The sequence below is a fragment of the Thalassospira sp. GB04J01 genome (assembly GCF_000751115.1).
GTDB lineage: Bacteria > Pseudomonadota > Alphaproteobacteria > Rhodospirillales > Thalassospiraceae > Thalassospira > Thalassospira lucentensis.
Genome location: NZ_CCDX020000009.1, coordinates 118,638 through 136,368, shown reverse-complemented (window position 1 = coordinate 136,368; position 17,731 = coordinate 118,638). Strand labels below are relative to the sequence as shown.

Sequence of the window (17,731 nt, the reverse complement as noted above, 5' to 3'; positions counted from 1 at the left end):
TTAGCTCCCACCCGGAGAAAAGACCGCTGTCGGATGCATTGAGCGCCAGGTCGCGGGTGTCTCGGCGCCCATTCCCCACATTCCCCGCTTCTCTTGCCGGGCGGTTTCTTGCCAATCCGTCAAAATCTGGTTTTGATCGACAGATGTTGTCGCAAGCCCGACTTTAACCATGGCCAGAGACAGGCTGAAGTTACGAATAGCGCACTGACTGACCCATGTTGTTGCCGATGATACAAAATAGTCAGGAAGACAGGTTATCGGTTCGCCGGCCGTGAACCCAATCAGGGCGTTTCGGGCAATTTCACCGCAAGCGATCGTTTCATGCCCTTTGCTACAGCTCTGCATCGACTCAAGAGCGTCAATTCCAAACAAAGCAATCTTGATGCCTTCCAGTGTAAAGCTGTCGCCACTGTGAATGTCGTTGGCGATGAGCCTGCCTGTAAGTTTTCCCGGATTATTTGGCGCAGGTGAGAAACCAGAAACCTGAGGACTTTGATCAACCGGACCCTCAGCTTGCTTCTGGCCGGTAAGCAAAACCAGAAAACCTTCCATTTGGTGGCTGACATCATCAATTGTTTGGCAGCTGGCAACGGAAAGGGTTGAGCAAATCAAGGCGCTCCGCATCCAGTACGGCATGACTCTTCCCCCCGACGATTTCTTTGCCGAAATTTCAGTATATGAAAGAAATTTGATTTTAGAAAGATACTCGGAAGAGAAGGGTTATATACCTTTGAATAGCGTTCGAGGGATGGATACCACATTATGTCCTATGCTGGTGCGTGATCAAACTGACACAGGAAACCGGATCATGTCTGAACTGGACTATCAGATCGCCTCTATTCATCAGATTAATCAGGATATTACAGATCGTTTGAATCGATATCGCATTCATCTGGAACTCACCCAGCAGGAACTGGCCGACGAGGCAGGCATATCTGTCCCAACCCTCAGTCGATTGCTCAACGGCAAGGGAGCGACGCTCGACACATTCCTGCGCGTTCTCAATGCTATGAAATTGACCGATGCGATGGCAGCCTATATTCCAGAACCGCGCGACAGCCCCTTGTCGCCGCGGCGCGCGAAACCGATTGCAGATCGTCAGCGTGTTCGTGCCAAAACTGAAGTGCCTGTTTGGACAGGCTTTAGTGATACGGGCCCGGTATTTGATGATAAGTGATGGTGAACGGACGCTATAACCAGAATCCTGAATGGATCAGAAATTGATACTCTTGCGAGCCTGCTCGTTCCAATGCCTCTCAGCGAAAGCAATAGCCCCACCATCCGACAATGCGATTGCCAACAGGCGCAGTTTGTTTCCACAAACCTGAAGCTCGCTTTGTGGTTCAGTTATCGCCGGAGACGTGGTGTGATTCTGCCCGAAATGGTATAATATGCGCGCAAATGAGCAGTGATTGCTTCTGTTTGGTCATTGGGCGGCGGAACGATGAGCTTTTATAAGTCGACCCCAACTTCAATAAGTGAGGTGATGGCGCGTTTTGCTGCGGTAAAACGTGAGCCAATTGCCGTTCGGCGCCCAACACGATCGAATATTAATCGGGTAATCCAAGCAACCATGAACGGGCCGTTCCCTAATATTCTAACTTCAGATGGGCTTGTTTCCATCATCCGCCAACAGACCATTCCCGACAGGTATGTTGGTCACTTGCAGCGCTTTGCAGGAGAATTGTCTAAATCGCTGATACAGAGTTTCATCACTCATCACGGCATCTCTATAAATGAGTGGCAAGACTTCCTTAAGGCAAATACCAACGTGCTGCATCTGAGCGACCAGGTTTTGCGGAATCTGTTGGATGACAAAATATCTGACAATGAGTCTGTGGGCGGCCAGTCTGCAACTAAACGCGCAACGTAATATATCAAAGTTGACGCGTTAAACCCGAGAACACCATTTAATATATCAAGTTTGATGCGTTAGTGTTTGGGGATGATCATCCCTCATAGCAACTGCCCGGCAGTGTGCCGGGCAGTCCGTGTTTGCTCGATGTCACAACCTTGTATCAGGACGCCTTTTTCGCTTCTTTCTGCTCTTGCAGTGTTTCAAGCGCAGGTTTCAGATAACAGGAAACATAGAAGTATCGGCGGTCTTTGAGAGCCTGTTTAAGGGCTTGCTTGAGAAGTGTCTCTAGATCAGATTGGTTGTGCATCACATTTTCCCTCCATTGAAGCGAAACGGGCGATATGCCCAGATCAGCACAGCACACAACCTTGGGTGTGGATGTGATGGCGGGGATATATCGCAAAATGTTTTGTTGAGAAGCTCTCAAACATGACAGCGAGGTTACATGCAATTCAACATATAGTGTTTATGTGGTTTCAAAATACTATATATTGTATTTTGCGATGTATTGAGGAAGCCTTGCTCACCATTTGGGAGAGCTACAAGGCGATTATCATCTATGACGCATGATACCTGCATCTGAGCAGAAAAAGGGGGAAGTCGACTTTTTCTTTAATTCCTAATGATCTCGGGGCATTCGATGTTCCGATGGGGCGTATCATTGGCACAATGGTGAAACGACTGTCAGAGTTGTTGTCGATTTCGATAAAAGTACTGGTCAATTGACACGAAATATAACCACTGCGTATCCGGTAAAGTGAGAGTGAAAATTCTTGAATGTCCTAAATGTAATGGCCAGGGGCATGTGATTCTGGTTCGCGTGAAGAAGACTGGAAAAATTCTCAAGCTTTGCGATGAATGCGATACGATCTGGAGCCATTATGAAGAAGTGTCCCAAAAGAACTGGTAAACATTTTATACTTATATGAAAACAATCGGCTTGGATGTGCGCTTGGGTCATATTGATGTAAAGTATACTTTAATATGCGAATGGGTAATTAAATGTGCGAACACCACTCTAGTCATCTGCGAATAATACTTAAATATAGATCAACCTCATCCTCGCTGATGAGGTTTATGCGGAGCATCCAACATGCAGTTTTATGAACTAGCGGCCTGCATAAAACGGTAAAAAAACAAATTCTGAATTTTTTTAACATATTTACCCGAATAATGCATAAATCAAGTTGATATAATCAAGGTCCTGTGTCAGGTTAGCCCTCATGGTGCTATGAGCGTTCTTGAGTTTAAAGGGAGCAGATGATGGACGGTGAAGTAATCAATCTATTTAACATTCGAAATAGCGCAGGACTTAGCCAAGGAGAACTCGCCGAAAAACTCGGGATTTCGCAAAGCGCAGTATCTCGCTTTGAGCAAGATCAGGACAACGTTCCCCTATCCATTTATCTAGCTTGGATTAAGGTTTGTGGTCAGACCTCTTCGAAGATTCCTGTGGAATATGGTAATCCATACGATAGCCTGACCACGCAGATTCAGCTGATGAGCCGCTATGCTCAATCAGCACCTAACCGGTTGGACGAAGCAAAATTCTATGATGCTCCTAACCCTGATGTGTTGATCGCCCAAGCTCGTGCGATTGGCCGGAAGCCTCGTCTAGCGTTTTGCGGGCGTTTCGACCAAGGAAAGTCCAGGTTAGCTAATACCTTAATGGGAGGAGATTACCTACACACTGGCTATCAGCCCGTTACATCGATGTTGTACTTGATCCGTCACATCAACGATCGTCCTACTTGGTTCAAAGAAGACGTTTGGATAATGAAGAAGGGCTTTGATCTGAATCTTGCGGATGATCAGGAGCATTGCTTCAAACATCGGCTGGTTGCCGGTAGCTTCGATACTCTGAGAGATTATGGCACTCACCGCGAGAACCCAAAAAAAGACGTGGAAAAGTGCTCGGTTGCATTGGTCTATATCGATACTCCTTTCCTTTTGGGTTGTGACCTTATTGATTTACCAGGTTATGGAAACTCGCAGGATGACCACAACAACGCAGAGATCGCGCACAGTATTGCTGACATTTTGGTTTATGTCTCGACGGCCCAGGGGTTTTTGGATCAGAATGATCTGCACTATATAAGCGCTTTGCTCGAGCAGCTCCCCCCCGTACAGCAAGAGAATGACTCAGCTTCAACCTTACAGAACATGTATTTTCTCGCAACCTGGGCGCATCAAGCGCCGAAAGAAGTTGCGGAAATCATTAGGAAGTCATCAGGACGTGCTTTTAAGCACCTTTTTGAAGCACTGGAGAAACGAGCAGCTTCAATGGGTAGGCAAGCGCCAACCTTGGATGAGTTTCGAGAGAGGTTTTTCTCCTATTTGGTTGAGCAGCCTTCTCGTAGGGAAGGTTTCGAGGGAGATCTCTCCGAGTTGCTCGGTAGCACTTTTCCAAACTATGTCTACAGTCGCATGGATAACTGGGTTCTAGACTTGAAGACTTCCGCCAAATCATACTGCAGTGACTGGCTGAAAAAATTAACGGACGCTTTGGAGCACCGGGAGGCGGCGCAAAGCGATCTTCTTAAACTGGAGTCGGCAGAACCTGAGCGACAGAAACGAATTCAAGGGCAGATCAAGCGTATACACAGCGTGATTGATCTGAGCAAGCGGGCTACCCGTGACTACGTTACGACAGAGTTGGCGTCACTGATAACGGCTAAGAACATCGAAGACGTTATTTGCAAACGCTACGAGGATCGCAAGGAAGCTCAAGAGTTGGCTGGGACCTATCTAATTGACCATGTCAAAGGTAAGTTTCACGAAGTTTTGAATATCCGGTCTCGAGAACTTGCGGCGGAAGTAAATGAAGTACTTGCAACTTATTCGTCGACAGAACTGGGGGTTGGAAAAATAGCGTTGCCGTTTAATGCGCAAGGTGTTTTCTTAGGAGCTTTAGCTAGTGTGGGAACATACGGTGCTCTATCCGCTTGGGTTGCAGCCGTGACTGCCGGTAGTAACCTTGGTGGATACCTTTTGGTTCCAAGCGTTGTGAGCTTTCTATCCAGTATTGGCATTAGTGTTGGCGGTACAGCAACCGCAGTCAGTTTTGTCGCATCTATTGGCGGGCCAATTACAATAATGGTTGGATTAGGGCTTTTGGCAGGACTAGCGGGCTATGCGTTGTTCGGAGCATCTTGGCAAAGACGACTGGCAAAAAAAATTGCTAAAGAGTTGAGCCAGAGAGATTTCATCGGGGCGTTGGTCCGACAGTCCGACGAATTCTGGGAAGAGACGAGAAGCGGATTCGACGAGGGAATCAAGGAGACGGAGAGTGCCTACAAGAGTAGGCTAAAAAGTCTTCGCAGCCTTGTAAACGAAACCGACCCTAAGGAACTAAGCCGAATGATCGGCTCCTTAGACGAAATGCGGGATTTTTTCGGCGGAATTCCGTGGAGAAAGACCATCTAGGTTTCCCGTGTCGGACCGACGATATATCGCATTTAGACACTAATCAGGCGTAGTGGAATGCCTTCAACCCTTTGCTGTCTTGTGGCCGAATCCATTGGATAGCAAAGGGTTTTTGCGGATGCCATCAATTAACTATGTTGGGGCCCACCTCTAGTATTTCAGCTTGATTTGATGGAGGCGAACGTTTGGCTGTTGCAATCAATCGACGTAAGTTTTGTCGGCACCGATCAGACTTACGGCATACATTGGACTAAGGGGTTGCTGAGGAACAGAAAGCCCTTGCCGAGCTGAACAACGCGACCAAACCCTACATTGGTTCGTGACAGTGAATTCCGTCCATTTTGGTGTGTCAGGTGCCACAAAATGTGACATTCGACTTCACGGGAAATCAATGCCTTAGCATTTTCGATTGCCAGATAAGTTGGCACAGATTGTCACATAAGCTGACAAAAAGCTGCATGATTGACAGAAAAGCTGACAATTTTCGACAAGTCAAAAAAAGAAGGTATGGCACACAGGCACATACTTTCTTCGCACACCATAGCCGTACCGTGCTCCAGGAACTTTTCGACTCTCTGTTATTTTGTCTGATGCACTTAAATAGGTGTTGTAATTGTGAACAAGTTGCACTCCACCAATGCAGATACTAGGGATTGTGATGTAGATAAATGGTGCGACACAGGCAGCCTCAATGCCCAACAACATGCACAGCGCGAGCTAATTCTGCTTACGATTCAGGTATCCTTCAATGGCAACCGCTGATCACGACCATACTCGATCTGGACTTCACGGACTCCGTTAGGTCATGCCCTTGAATTAACAAAGGGGGGAGGCGACCTAGTACCTCAGAAAGCCAGCTACATGCCCGTTCTATTCGCCCCCCCTGGCAAGCTTGAAAGGATCAAGCTGCAATGCAGGAAACCCAACTTCAATTGCAGTCTGGGTTTGCCCACGGGACTAGGCTAAAGCGGCCCAATGATTGTCTTTGTAAGTCACGCACATGAACCGGGTCACACATCGGCGTCAACGGGTGATATTGAAGCCAAGATTCAGAGAAAAATGAAACAGAAGCAACTGATATTAAAAAGACAAATATTATTTCAACTCTGACACTTCGAAAGGATGTTTGACAGCTAGACCGCTCGAACAGAACTCAGGAATTCTTGCACTTTCTCACGTAATTTGTCGGTTTCATGTAATAAACTGCCTGAAGCATCTAACACTTGTTCAGCGGCCTCACCAGTCGAAACCGCAGCTTCATTCACACTAACAACACTACTAGTAACTTCAGAGGTGCCCCCAGCGGCTTCTTGGACGTTGCGAGTGATCTCGAGTGTAGCAGCTCCCTGTTGCTCAACAGCGCTTGCAATTGCTGCCGAAACTTCACTAATCTCCGAGATAGTGGAAGAGATTGCAGCGATTGCCTCAACCGCACCATCAGTCTCACTTTGGATATTTAAAACCTGCGCAGTAATCTCATCAGTTGCTTTTGATGTCGCTGTCGCCAAGTTCTTGACTTCTGCAGCCACCACAGCGAAACCCTTACCCGCGTCACCAGCGCGAGCAGCCTCAATCGTCGCATTTAGAGCAAGAAGGTTAGTTTTCTCTGCAATATCGCTAATCAGTCCAACAACGTCACCAATCTTTTGCGCTGCATCCGCCAACCCACGTACCCGGACATTCGTTTCTTCCGCATTTACAACAGCTCGAGCTGCAACCGTGGATGACTGCCCCACCTGTTGATTTATTTCGCTTATCGAAGCGCTTAACTCTTCAGTTGCACTCGCTACTGTTTGAACGTTAGTCGAGGCCTGTTCAGCCGCTGTCGCAACTATCCCAGCTTGCCGGCTTGTCTCTTCTGCAGTATTGGTCATTCCAGTCGCAGTCGATTGCATTTCCTTGGCCGCAGTTACGAGGGCTTTGAGTACAAAAGCCATTTCACTGTCAAACCCGGCGGTAAGTTCGCTTATCTTCTCGGCTCGTTTTTCTCTTAATTTTAGCGCTTCAGCTTCTTTCGCGGCAAGCTGATCAGCACGAATCATGTTTTCTTTGAACACCAATACTGCTTGAGACATTTCTCCAATTTCATCTCCACGATGCTCACCTGGAACAGTTGCTTCTTTGTCCCCCGCAGCTAACTTTTTCATCACTTCAGTAATTTGCACGATAGGTTGAGAGATGCCCCTCCCAGTTAACCACGCGAAAATTACACCAATGATGATTGCAGCACCCGCTAGTATCTCGCTGATCAAAACAGATCTTTTAGATGCAGCAGCAGCGCGCGGGCCGATCTCATCTTGCTCTGCTTTCACATCAAGCTTGAGGTCTTCTAACTCACTGGCAACAATCGGCCCGATACGCTCTAACTCATTGGAAACCAAATCGCCACGTACTGGATCAAAAACCGAGAGCGAAACGATTTCTTCAAAAGCTTCAGAATATGCTGTCAAGTTATCTGAAACAACTCTCGAGGCCTCTTTTCGGTTTCCTTCGGACAGTAAAGACCCTAGTTCTTGATTCAACAGCTTAGTCGTATCGAGCATATCAAGTACTATTTGGGCATCTTCAGGACTATTGCTTAATAGATAATCTTTAACTGCCACCCGTGCCTCCAACAGCTTTTCCTGCACACGGACCGCTTGATTTGATTGGAGAACAACTTCTCTGTAACGCGTAAAGTCTGTTCCCACACTACTCATGGAAACGACACCCAACACGGCAACGGTTGCCAAAAGCAACAAGATGAGCGCAAAGCCTCCGAAAACTTTTGTCGAGATTTTTAAGTTACGCATTAGGTGAGTCATCGCTTTCCTCCGAACGGCCAGCATTCGCTGGTTGCTGCTTCCAATTGTTATTCTAAGCGCAGTTGTGTCACTGGCCCCTTTATTATTAGAGATCGAAGATGTTATGTCGTTTTATTTCAGTAAATGAAGTCGCGTCAGCCAGGATAAACATCTCCTGAGGCTGAAAATAGACATGCGCACGCGAGTAATCCGCTACGCACAAAACTAACCGCGACGCTTACCCTAATCGACAGTCGCGATGCAGCACTGGGATAACTATAGACGAAACGGGACCGGTAAAATGTAGTGACCATGAGCTCCGCAGCATAAAGCTGCCGGTAAAAAGTCCAATCTTGGGAAAATGCAATATCAAACAGCCCTATGACATCGCGAAAAAAAAGGGAGGCATGAAGCATATGCGCACACCTCCCTTGCACAACTGGAACGCATCAAGCTCCAGGAACTTTTTGATCCTTCGCCTCTTTCGCCGAGGAGGGTGACGTTGAGAAGTAGTTTCGTGCAAGTAGTGCACCGCCCACAACAATCGCACCCAAAGATACGAGCATGTACGGCGCAACACTGCCAACAGCGACGCAAATGAACAAGCTTCTCATTAGCCGCGACAGAGTGCCATTCATATAGCCCTCTATTGCAGCCGCCAGTGAAATCGTTCCGATAACACCGCCGATCACGGCAAGCCCAATCTCAATGGATGAACCGGAACCGATGATAGCAGGATTCCAAATAAAGACGAATGGCAGCAGAAAGCCGACTGCGGCAAGTTTAACTGCATCAAATGCAATCTTGAATGGGTCCTCTTCTGCAATGGCCGCTGCCGCCAGCGCCGCAACCGCAATCGGTGGCGTCAAGGCCGACAGGATCGCGTAGTAAAGCAAGAACATATGAGACTCAAGAAGCGGATATCCCAACTTTGAAAGCGCTGGCCCAACGAGAACTGCTGCAAGAATGTAAGCACTTGGTGTTGGCATCCCTAAACCGAGAATGATGGTCACCACAGCGGAAATCATCAAGGTGATCACCGGATCTGCACCACTGATTGTCATGATCACGTTCGCCGCTTTCATGCCAAGGCCCGTCATAGACAGACCTCCGATTACAAGTCCCGCAGCCGCGCACGCGCCAGCAACGGGGAGGATGCGCAGTGTGGTTTCACCAAGGCCTTCAACTACACGCCAAACGCTCATGCGGGTTCGCGCAGAGCAAGCCGCTGCAATGACGACAGAAGCAGCTCCCAAGCCTGCCGTCATGGTTGGCGAATAACCAAGCGACAGTGCGAGAATGATCACCGCGATCGGGACAATAAACATCCAGCCATTAATGAGGGTTGCCTTAAGCGTAGGGACATCATCTGGATAGGAGCGCAGATCGCGTTTGACCGCGCGCAAGTGAACCTGTGAGAAAACACCAAGATAGTAAAGGATCGCTGGAATAATCGCGGCGTAGACGACTTCGCGATACGCAAACCCTGTGTACTCAGCAAGAATGAACGCGGCTGAGCCCATGATAGGCGGCATGGCGCTGCCACCTGTGGATGCAGCAACTTCAACTGCGCCGGCGAAACGCGATGAATAGCCAAGGCGCTTCATGATTGGGATCGTTATCGAGCCCGTCGCGACGACATCAGATACGGGACTGCCTGAAATCGTTCCATACATGCCTGATGAGATAACAGCGACCTTTGCCGGACCACCGGGGCTCTTTCCGGTCAGCGAGGCAGCAAGGTTAAAGAAGAAGTCCCCTCCGCCAGCAAATGACAGTAACGTCCCGAACAGAACAAATAGGAAAACATAGCTAGCGACAACCTGGATCGGAACACCAAAGACACCGTCCGTTGTAAAGATTAGCGCATCCAGCAGGTAGGTGTATTCGATCACTCCGTGCCCAAAGGGCGGGGGCAGCAAGTGACCGAACAGGTTGTAGGCCATAAAACCGAGAACAACGATCGTAAGACCTGCACCCGTCGTGCGACGCGTCGCTTCAAGTGACAAGAATAGAAGTGACGACCCGAAGAAAAGTTGAGCAGGTGTAAGCTCTTCAAGCAAAGTAATCCGGCTTGAAATCACACTTGCATTCACAAGGAAAAACGCTCCGGTAGCGAGGCTCAGTACACTTAACACCCAATCAATAATGGTCGGTTTGTCCCGTGCATTAGTTGTTGCACCAACCACCAAGAAGAGCATCGAGAACAAGGCGCTAAGAAACAGAATGCCAATTATAAGCGGGTCCGAAATAACGAAGAGGTTGCCGTAAATAACCCCGATCGCAAATAGCGCCGCCAAGCTGATCAGAACTTTGTGGGGTAAGGCCGCAAACTTACGTTTGCGGCCTGTGTTAACAAGTGACTTCATCATTTGAGAAGTCCTGCCTCGCGATATGCCCGTTCTGCACCTGGATGGAACGGCAAAACATCCTGATCAGCCATAAGCTCCGGGGTCAGCGCCTTCATAGAACCGTGAACCGCCTTGATCTCGTCAACATTTGCAATCAAAGCCTTGGTAAGGTCATATGCAGTTTCTTCCTCCATCTGATCCGTTGCCACCAGAAGAGCACCAAGGGCCGACGTTTCGACATCATTTGGCTGATTGGAATAACTTCCCCCGGGGATTGTATAAGTTTGAGTCCCGAAACGGGCATTCGTGGCATCAATTACATTCTGGGGAATGTCGAGGACAATGACTTCATTGTTTTCGTCAATTGCGCGGAATGAGGAATGAAGAACAAAGACACCGTTGGTAACAATGTCGATTCGACCATCCTTCAGCAGTTCTGCCTGGTCGTTTGCCCCGGCCTGAACAATGCGTCCACCATTTGCCTCAACAGCTTCCGTGGTTAACCCAGCTTGTTCGAGCATGAACAACGCTACGTTGGACGTAATGTTACCCGAACGGTTTACACCAATACGTACCGGTGCTTTTGCTGTTGCAAGATCGTCGAGGCTATCGATGTTGTATTCGTCGGCAATCGACTTCGCCAAGAAGAAATGCATCGGCGCCCAATTATACATGTAACCAATTGCACGCATGTTGTTTACAGGAGCCTTGAAGGGCTCTTCACCTGCCAGAGCAATCTTCACTTCAGCGTTGTGAACTAATCCCGTATCCGTCCGGTTTGCTCCCAGCAAACCAATATTTGCAAATCCACCACCAGTTGCCTGATATGTTACAACGGAATTTGGGTCTGATTGCTTTACGGCACGGTCGATACCTGCGCCGAGAAGGGACCACAAGCCACCCGGATTGCCACCTGAGAGCGTCAGGTTTACCGGTTCAGCCTGTGCAGTGTTAACGCCGAAGGCCAGTCCAATAGCCGCGGCAAGAGTCAAAAGCCTCATTCTTTCCTCCCTAATGGGTAAGATCTCAATTTATAATTTCTGTTATTTTTATTGGATGCCGACCGTCAAAGGTCCCACTGGAACGGCATCAGGTCTCAAAAGTGATATTGACGTTCTTTTGCTCGGTGTAAGACAACATCTCGCCCAAGCATTCTTCGCGTCCGATGCCGGATTGCTTCATCCCGCCATACGGTGTGCCAAGGAAATGATCGCTGGAATTGTTGACCCAGACATACCCGGCGCAAATGTCATCAACTGCACGCATAGCTTGTGAGATATCGCGCGTCCAAACCGAGGCAGTGAGTCCGTAATCAACCCCATTTACCGCTTCGATCAAGGAGTCATAGTCACTCCATTTGAGGACGCTCAGCACCGGCCCGAACACTTCTTCTTGCGCAATGCGCATATCAGGGGTGACGTCAGCAAATACAGTCGGTCGAACAAAGAAGCCATGAGACAGCTCTTCGGGTACATCGCCGCCCGCCACCATCCTGGCACCTTCATTCTGCGCTATTTCTATGTAACCGCGGACCTTGTCATACTGACCGCGCGTCGAGAGACAGCCCATTTCGGTACCAGGTGAGAGTGGATCGCCCGGCTTTACTGCATCAAATGCGGCTGCCAACTGATCAACGACGGAATCATATAGGCTTTCATGAACGAACACCCGACTGGTCGAGCCACAAGACTGTCCTGCTGTCCATGGCAGGTTCATGCCCTTGACCGCGCTTTGAACAGCCTTTTCAACATCCGCATCCGGGAACATGACGAGTGCGTTCTTTCCGCCCAGTTCCAATGACACATGTTTAAGTGTATCGGCAGCCTGACGCATGACGGCACGACCGGTTGCGGCACTGCCGACAACGCTGACGCTGGCGATACCGGGATGGGTTGAAAGTCCCGCCCCCAGATCAGGCCCGCCATTCAGCACATTCAAAACGCCCGGTGGGAACAGCCCGCCAATCAATTCGGCAACTTTAAGGCTTGAGAGCGGTGTTTCTTCTGATGGTTTGATGATCACGCTGTTACCAGCCATGATTGGTGGCGCAAGTTTTGCGCAGGCGAACATCAGCGGGTGGTTAAACGGCACGATGCGCGCGACAACGCCAACAGGTTCACGCACAACATAGTTCACTTTACCTGCACCTACCGGAACGGTTTCACCCTTTAATTCGGTGGCAAGTCCGGCAAAGAAATCCATCAAGGATGCTGCGAGTTCGACATCGAACAGCATACCTTTGAGAGAGTTCCCGCTGTCAAGCGCATCAAGACGCGCAAGCTCTTCCTTGTTGGCACGGATAATGTTTGTAGCTTCACGCATGGCGAGTGTGCGTTCACGCGGCGTAGTCCGCCTCCAAAGCTTTTGTCCGGCGGTAGCTGCTTTGACAGCTTGGTCCAGATCAGCAGCAGAGGCACTGCCAACTTGGGCAAGTTCGGCCCCAGTTGATGGCGAGGAAACCGTAATGACACCGCTTTCAGCGCGGTGCCATTCACCGCCGTAATACAGTCCCTTAGGGACTCCCTCGGTCAACAGGTCCTCGACGCTAGAAGCTTTTGATGACTTCATGCTGTTTTCCTCCCAGGAAAATCCGCGCATTTATTTTTTTGTCTACGGATTAAGTCGATCTGTTCTTTTTTATAAGATATCTAAATTAAATGGCAGCCTACGCCCTCAGTCAACCATAAAATTAGATATCTTAGTTTTATTTTACGATAGGGGCGGACATCTCGCCCGCCCACCCGCTTTCAGTCACTCTGCAGCGACACTTTCTTCTTCGACAAGCGTCCGCCAATCAAGGGTTTGAGGGTAAACACCTTCACGTGACGCGATACTAGAATGGGGTACGCGCGGCTCAGTTGTGCCGATAGCTTCTCCGCCGGCAGCAACCTTTTTTGCAGCATCAACCATCAACCGCCGGAACTCGACGATGGCCAGATCCGAGGCGCCCAGAATGTCATCGGAACGATCAACAATAGCCCCCATGGAAACCCACATTACGATGTCCTGATTTGGAATACCGTAAACCCCGGTAAAGCTGCCGAGTTTCATCGCCTGTCGGTCTTGCAAAAAATTGTTATGCAGTTGACGTTGCGAGACCCAGCGCTCATCGAGATGGACACCCTTCTGGGAGTGGTTGAATTTTCGCCATTCCTCAGTAGTTGGACACGCCTTCCCCCCCCAAGCAATGAAGTGGAAGTGCGTTGTCTCGTCGTCGATCGGCACAATTACGCTGGCAACATTGTAGTTGTTGTTTGGCGGGATCAGAGATGTATAGGGTGCAATATACTCGGTAATACGAAGATAGTAATGGGTACCAGGATTTTTGATCGGCTTACGGATCGCAGCATAGTGGAAGCCGTAGCTGGTCGTTTGGGTCTGCATGCGTGGAGATTTATCCGTCGAAGGGCGGTACCATGCCTGATCATCCGCGGAAGCGCCTTCAACGCGGGCCGGTTTCATATCCGATGAATGCAAACTGGACGAATGTGCGGAATCGATCTGCCCTTCGGTAATCTGCGCCCAGTTGGCCGGAATCCTGATTTTCAGGATTGAAACCTGGGTATCTTCGGTCGGGGCAAATGCAGGTGGCGAAAACGGATACATGTCTTCTTCTTCGCCAAGCCATGCCCAGACAAAGCCCCCCCACTCGGCCGTGTTATAGGACTTGTGTTTGACCTTTTCATGAAGCGGGCTGCCTTCGGGTTCGGACGACATGGCAACACAGTTACCTTCAACATCAAACTTCCAGCCATGATACAGGCAACGCAGACCACAATCTTCGTTACGTCCAAAAACCAGTGATGCGCGTCTGTGCGGGCAGAGCTCATCAAGAAGACCAAGCTTCCCTTCTGAATCACGAAAGGCCACATAGCGGCCACCAATCGCTTCGACCAGCAACGGCTTACCGTCTGCTTCTGCGACTTCCTCAATCAGGCAAACCGGCGTCCAGTGCTGACGCATCAGCTTGCCCATCGGTGCATCACCCTCCACACGGGCTAACAGGTCATTCTCTTCATGACTGAGCATAACGTGAACTCTCCTCCTTGGCGTTTGTTCTTAGATATCGAATAATCGATGTCACATCATTACAGGCGTCTAGTGACTTGACAAGAATTATTAGATATCTAATTTATTCACCAAAGTTACTTCGGGAGGAAAAAATGTCAACAGAATTAGAAAGCATAAAAATGCGTGTAGAGGCGCGGCGCGAGCTAACGCAATATATTTGCGAGTTTACGCTTTCCCCCGTGGATGAGATCGAACTCCCCGCCTTTGCGCCGGGATCGCATATCACCGTCGAAACGCCATCCGGTGCGATGCGCCGCTATTCACTTGTTAATGATGGGGAATTTCCGGAAAATTACGTGATTGCCGTAAAACGCGAACCGGAATCGCGTGGCGGATCATCCTCTATGCACGAGTCGGCGACAGTTGGAACCGAGATTGCCATACAGGCGCCGGAAAACTCGTTCGCACTTAAAAATGCATCGAAATATTTGCTGATTGCCGGGGGCATCGGGGTAACGCCAATTTATGCGATGGCCAATCACCTGTCCGCCCAGGGCAAGCCGTTCGAGATGATCTATTGCACCCGCTCTGCCGAGGAAACCGCATATCTTGATGACATCAAAAGTGCCTTCGGATCACGGGTTAAGTTTCATCACGACAATGGCGATCTGAATCAGGTTTATGATTTCTGGGATCACTTCGAGGAACCCGGCGCGGGGCATGTTTATTGCTGCGGCCCATCGCCCTTGATGGAAGAAATCAAAGCGATCTCAGGTCATTGGCCAGAAGGTCGCGTCCATTTCGAAGATTTCAAAGCCGTTGATGCCGTCCGCGAAGATGACCAACCCTTTGAGGTAACGGTGGCAAATCTTGAGACCACGATTACCGTCCCTGCTGACCGGTCCGTTCTTGAAGCGCTTCGTGATAATGGCATCAAAACGGTCAGTTCGTGTGAAAGCGGCACCTGTGGCACATGCCGCTGCAAGCTGATCGAGGGTGATGTTGATCATCGCGATATGGTCCTGATGGATGAGGAAAAAGACAGCCAGATCATGATTTGCGTCTCCCGCGCAAAGGAGGGAAACCTTGTCATCGAACTCTAAGCAGCCGAACCTTGAGGAGCCTTTGCGCCTTGGCGTGATCGGGCTTGGTCGCGGGTTCATGCTAACACTGCCGACATTTAATGCCGATGACCGCATACAACTGGTCGCGGCATGCGCACCACGAGAATGTTCACGTACTGCGTTCGAGCAGGAGTTCGGCGGGCGCACCTATCAACATGTCGAGGATATTTGTGCCGACCCGGACGTTGAAGCCGTCTATATCGCCACACCGCATCAAATGCATGTCGATCACGTTGAAATTGCCGCCAAGGCTGGAAAGCATGTTTTGGTGGAAAAACCGCTTGCGATCCATTTCGAAGACGGCGTCAAAATGGTCGAAGTTTGCGAAAAAGCAGGCGTGCAACTGATTGTTGGCCCAAGCCACAGCTTTGATGGGGCGGTTATGCTGGCTCATCAGATCATTCAGTCCGGTGATATCGGTGCAGTTCGCATGATCCATGCGATGAACTATACTGACTTTTTATATCGCCCGCGTCGGCCTGAAGAACTCGTCACCGCAGAAGGTGGCGGAGTGATTTTCAGTCAGGCTGTCCACCAGCTTGATATTGTGCGCCTTCTGGGTGGCGGGATGATGAATACCATTACTGCTGCAACCGGAAACTGGGATCCAGCCCGCCCAACCGAAGGTGCATATAGCGCATTGGCAACATTTGAAGGCGGTGCCTTTGCCTCGTTGACCTATTCGGGCTACGCGCATTTTGATTCCGATGTTTGGCAGGGCTGGGTTGGTGAACTTGGCTATCCAAAAGATCCGGAAAACTATGGCCAATCCCGCAAAGCTTTGGCCAAGGTTTCAAACCCTGAAGAAGAGGCCGCACTGAAATCCGGTCGAACATATGGCGAAACCCCGGCGCGACCACCAGCACCAAACCACGAACATTTTGGCCCGATCATTGTGTCATGTGACGGCGGTGATCTTCGGATCACGCCAAACGGGGTCTGGTTGTACGGCCATTTCGAACAGAAATTCATCCCCGCACCGCTTGAGATGGGGCCAAGAGCCGGTGTCAATTCAGCCTTGATCAACGCCGTCCGGCATAACGTATCGCCGTCACAAACCGGACGTTGGGGGCTTGCTACGCTTGAAGCCTGCCACGCCATTATGCAATCCGCAGAAACCGTCTCACCGGTCAAGCTGGTCCATCAAATTCAGACAAAAGAAACAAACATTGGAGGAAACTCGTGAGTAACCTGACACTTTCCCTCGCCTACGGAGACTATGATCGCACCAGACCGATTTTTGATGGACGTGTCAAAATCGATGGCGTGGATCCGGTATCAATGCTGCTATCCCCTGAAGAAATGTTCTTCCGGGCGTTTCGTAACGAAGATTTCGACGTCAGCGAACTTTCATTTTCGTCCTATTGCGTAAAGCTCGCGCGTGATGAATCCCACTATGTGGCAATTCCGGTCTTCCTGTCGCGCGCTTTCCGCCACACATCAGTTTACATCCGAACGGACAAAGGCATCAAAAGCCCCGAAGACCTCAAGGGACGCCGTATCGGTATTGCGGAATATCAGCTGACGGCCAATGTCTGGGTGCGTGGGATTCTTGAAGACGACTATGGGGTAAAGCCATCAGACATCCACTGGGTACGCGGCGGCATGGATACGCCGGGCCGTCCGGAAAAGATCAAGGTTGATCTGCCTGATGATGTCAAAATGACCCAAGCGCCAGAGGGGGCGACGCTAAACCAGATGCTGGCAGATGGCGAAATTGACGGCTTCATTGGCCCGCGTTGGCCAAAATGCTTCAATGAAGGCCATCCGCATGTCGGGCGTTTGTTCTCTGACAGCATCTCTGCGGCAGAAGACCACTACAAACGTACGTCGATCTTCCCGATCATGCATGTGTTGGGTGTCCGCAAAAGCTTGACCGAGCAACATCCGTGGCTTCCCGGTGCGTTGCTCAAGGCGTTCTCGCAGTCAAAGAAAATGGCACTTGACGCGCTGAGCGATACATCTGCGACAAAGGTCACCATGCCGTTCGTCGAAGATACACTTGATCGTGCGAAAAACCTTCTGGGTGATGATCTGTGGCCATATGGCGTTGCGCCAAACCGCAAAGTCATAGAGACGTTCCTTGACTATCACTACCGCCAGGGACTTTCACCGCGCAAACTTTCGATCGACGAGCTTTTCCACCCCTCCACGCGTGAGGTCTTCAGCCTATGACCA

At 49.8% G+C, this 17,731-nt stretch carries 12 protein-coding genes; 6 read left to right on the top strand and 6 right to left on the bottom strand.

The annotated features are described in order from the left end of the window. Complete coding sequence (locus AMM48_RS07840) at window positions 1–636, bottom strand: thermonuclease family protein (protein ID WP_071240252.1); 636 nt, start codon at window positions 634–636, stop codon at window positions 1–3. Window positions 637–808: 172 nt separating this feature from the next. On the opposite strand from AMM48_RS07840, the gene AMM48_RS07835 reads away from it, so the two are divergent. The 3 genes from AMM48_RS07835 to AMM48_RS07825 all read left to right on the top strand — a co-directional run bounded on the left by AMM48_RS07835 (window position 809) and on the right by AMM48_RS07825 (window position 5,284). Further along, a complete protein-coding gene (locus tag AMM48_RS07835; RefSeq protein ID WP_071240253.1) occupies window positions 809–1,177 on the top strand; it encodes a helix-turn-helix transcriptional regulator in 369 nt (122 codons plus the stop codon). A 267-nt stretch (window positions 1,178–1,444) separates the two neighbouring features. Then, on the top strand, window positions 1,445–1,873 hold the full coding sequence (locus tag AMM48_RS07830) for a hypothetical protein (RefSeq protein ID WP_071240254.1): 429 nt from the start codon (window positions 1,445–1,447) through the stop codon (window positions 1,871–1,873). A 1,248-nt stretch (window positions 1,874–3,121) separates the two neighbouring features. Continuing rightward, complete coding sequence (locus AMM48_RS07825; RefSeq protein WP_071240255.1) at window positions 3,122–5,284, top strand: dynamin family protein; 2,163 nt, start codon at window positions 3,122–3,124, stop codon at window positions 5,282–5,284. 1,133 nt (window positions 5,285–6,417) lie between these two features. Here the strand turns inward: AMM48_RS07825 and AMM48_RS07820 are convergent. From AMM48_RS07820 to AMM48_RS07800, 5 genes are all read right to left on the bottom strand, one after another. Further along, the gene (locus AMM48_RS07820; RefSeq protein ID WP_175484486.1) at window positions 6,418–8,088 is read right to left on the bottom strand and encodes a HAMP domain-containing methyl-accepting chemotaxis protein; all 1,671 of its coding nucleotides are present in this window, start codon (window positions 8,086–8,088) and stop codon (window positions 6,418–6,420) included. A 428-nt stretch (window positions 8,089–8,516) separates the two neighbouring features. After that, entirely contained in the window at window positions 8,517–10,439 is a 1,923-nt protein-coding gene (locus AMM48_RS07815; protein WP_071240256.1) for a TRAP transporter fused permease subunit, read from the bottom strand. Further along, window positions 10,436–11,419, bottom strand: coding sequence for a TAXI family TRAP transporter solute-binding subunit (locus tag AMM48_RS07810; protein WP_063086240.1), 984 nt, complete (start codon window positions 11,417–11,419; stop codon window positions 10,436–10,438). The genes AMM48_RS07815 and AMM48_RS07810 overlap by 4 nt, the downstream gene beginning before the upstream one ends. 88 nt (window positions 11,420–11,507) lie before the next feature. Beyond that, the gene (locus AMM48_RS07805) at window positions 11,508–12,986 is read right to left on the bottom strand and encodes an aldehyde dehydrogenase family protein (RefSeq protein ID WP_071240287.1); all 1,479 of its coding nucleotides are present in this window, start codon (window positions 12,984–12,986) and stop codon (window positions 11,508–11,510) included. A 183-nt stretch (window positions 12,987–13,169) separates the two neighbouring features. Then, on the bottom strand, window positions 13,170–14,447 hold the full coding sequence (locus AMM48_RS07800; protein WP_071240257.1) for a Rieske 2Fe-2S domain-containing protein: 1,278 nt from the start codon (window positions 14,445–14,447) through the stop codon (window positions 13,170–13,172). A gap of 134 nt (window positions 14,448–14,581) precedes the next feature. On the opposite strand from AMM48_RS07800, the gene AMM48_RS07795 reads away from it, so the two are divergent. From AMM48_RS07795 to AMM48_RS07785, 3 genes are read left to right on the top strand one after another with little or no spacing between them, the layout of a single operon-like run. Then, window positions 14,582–15,532, top strand: a complete 951-nt coding sequence (locus tag AMM48_RS07795) for a PDR/VanB family oxidoreductase (RefSeq protein ID WP_071240258.1) — start codon at window positions 14,582–14,584, stop codon at window positions 15,530–15,532. Then, a complete protein-coding gene (locus tag AMM48_RS07790; RefSeq protein ID WP_244271161.1) occupies window positions 15,516–16,739 on the top strand; it encodes a Gfo/Idh/MocA family oxidoreductase in 1,224 nt (407 codons plus the stop codon). The genes AMM48_RS07795 and AMM48_RS07790 overlap by 17 nt, the downstream gene beginning before the upstream one ends. Beyond that, entirely contained in the window at window positions 16,736–17,728 is a 993-nt protein-coding gene (locus tag AMM48_RS07785) for an ABC transporter substrate-binding protein (RefSeq protein ID WP_175484487.1), read from the top strand. Before AMM48_RS07790 ends, AMM48_RS07785 begins: the two co-directional genes overlap by 4 nt. Window positions 17,729–17,731 lie beyond the last annotated feature (3 nt).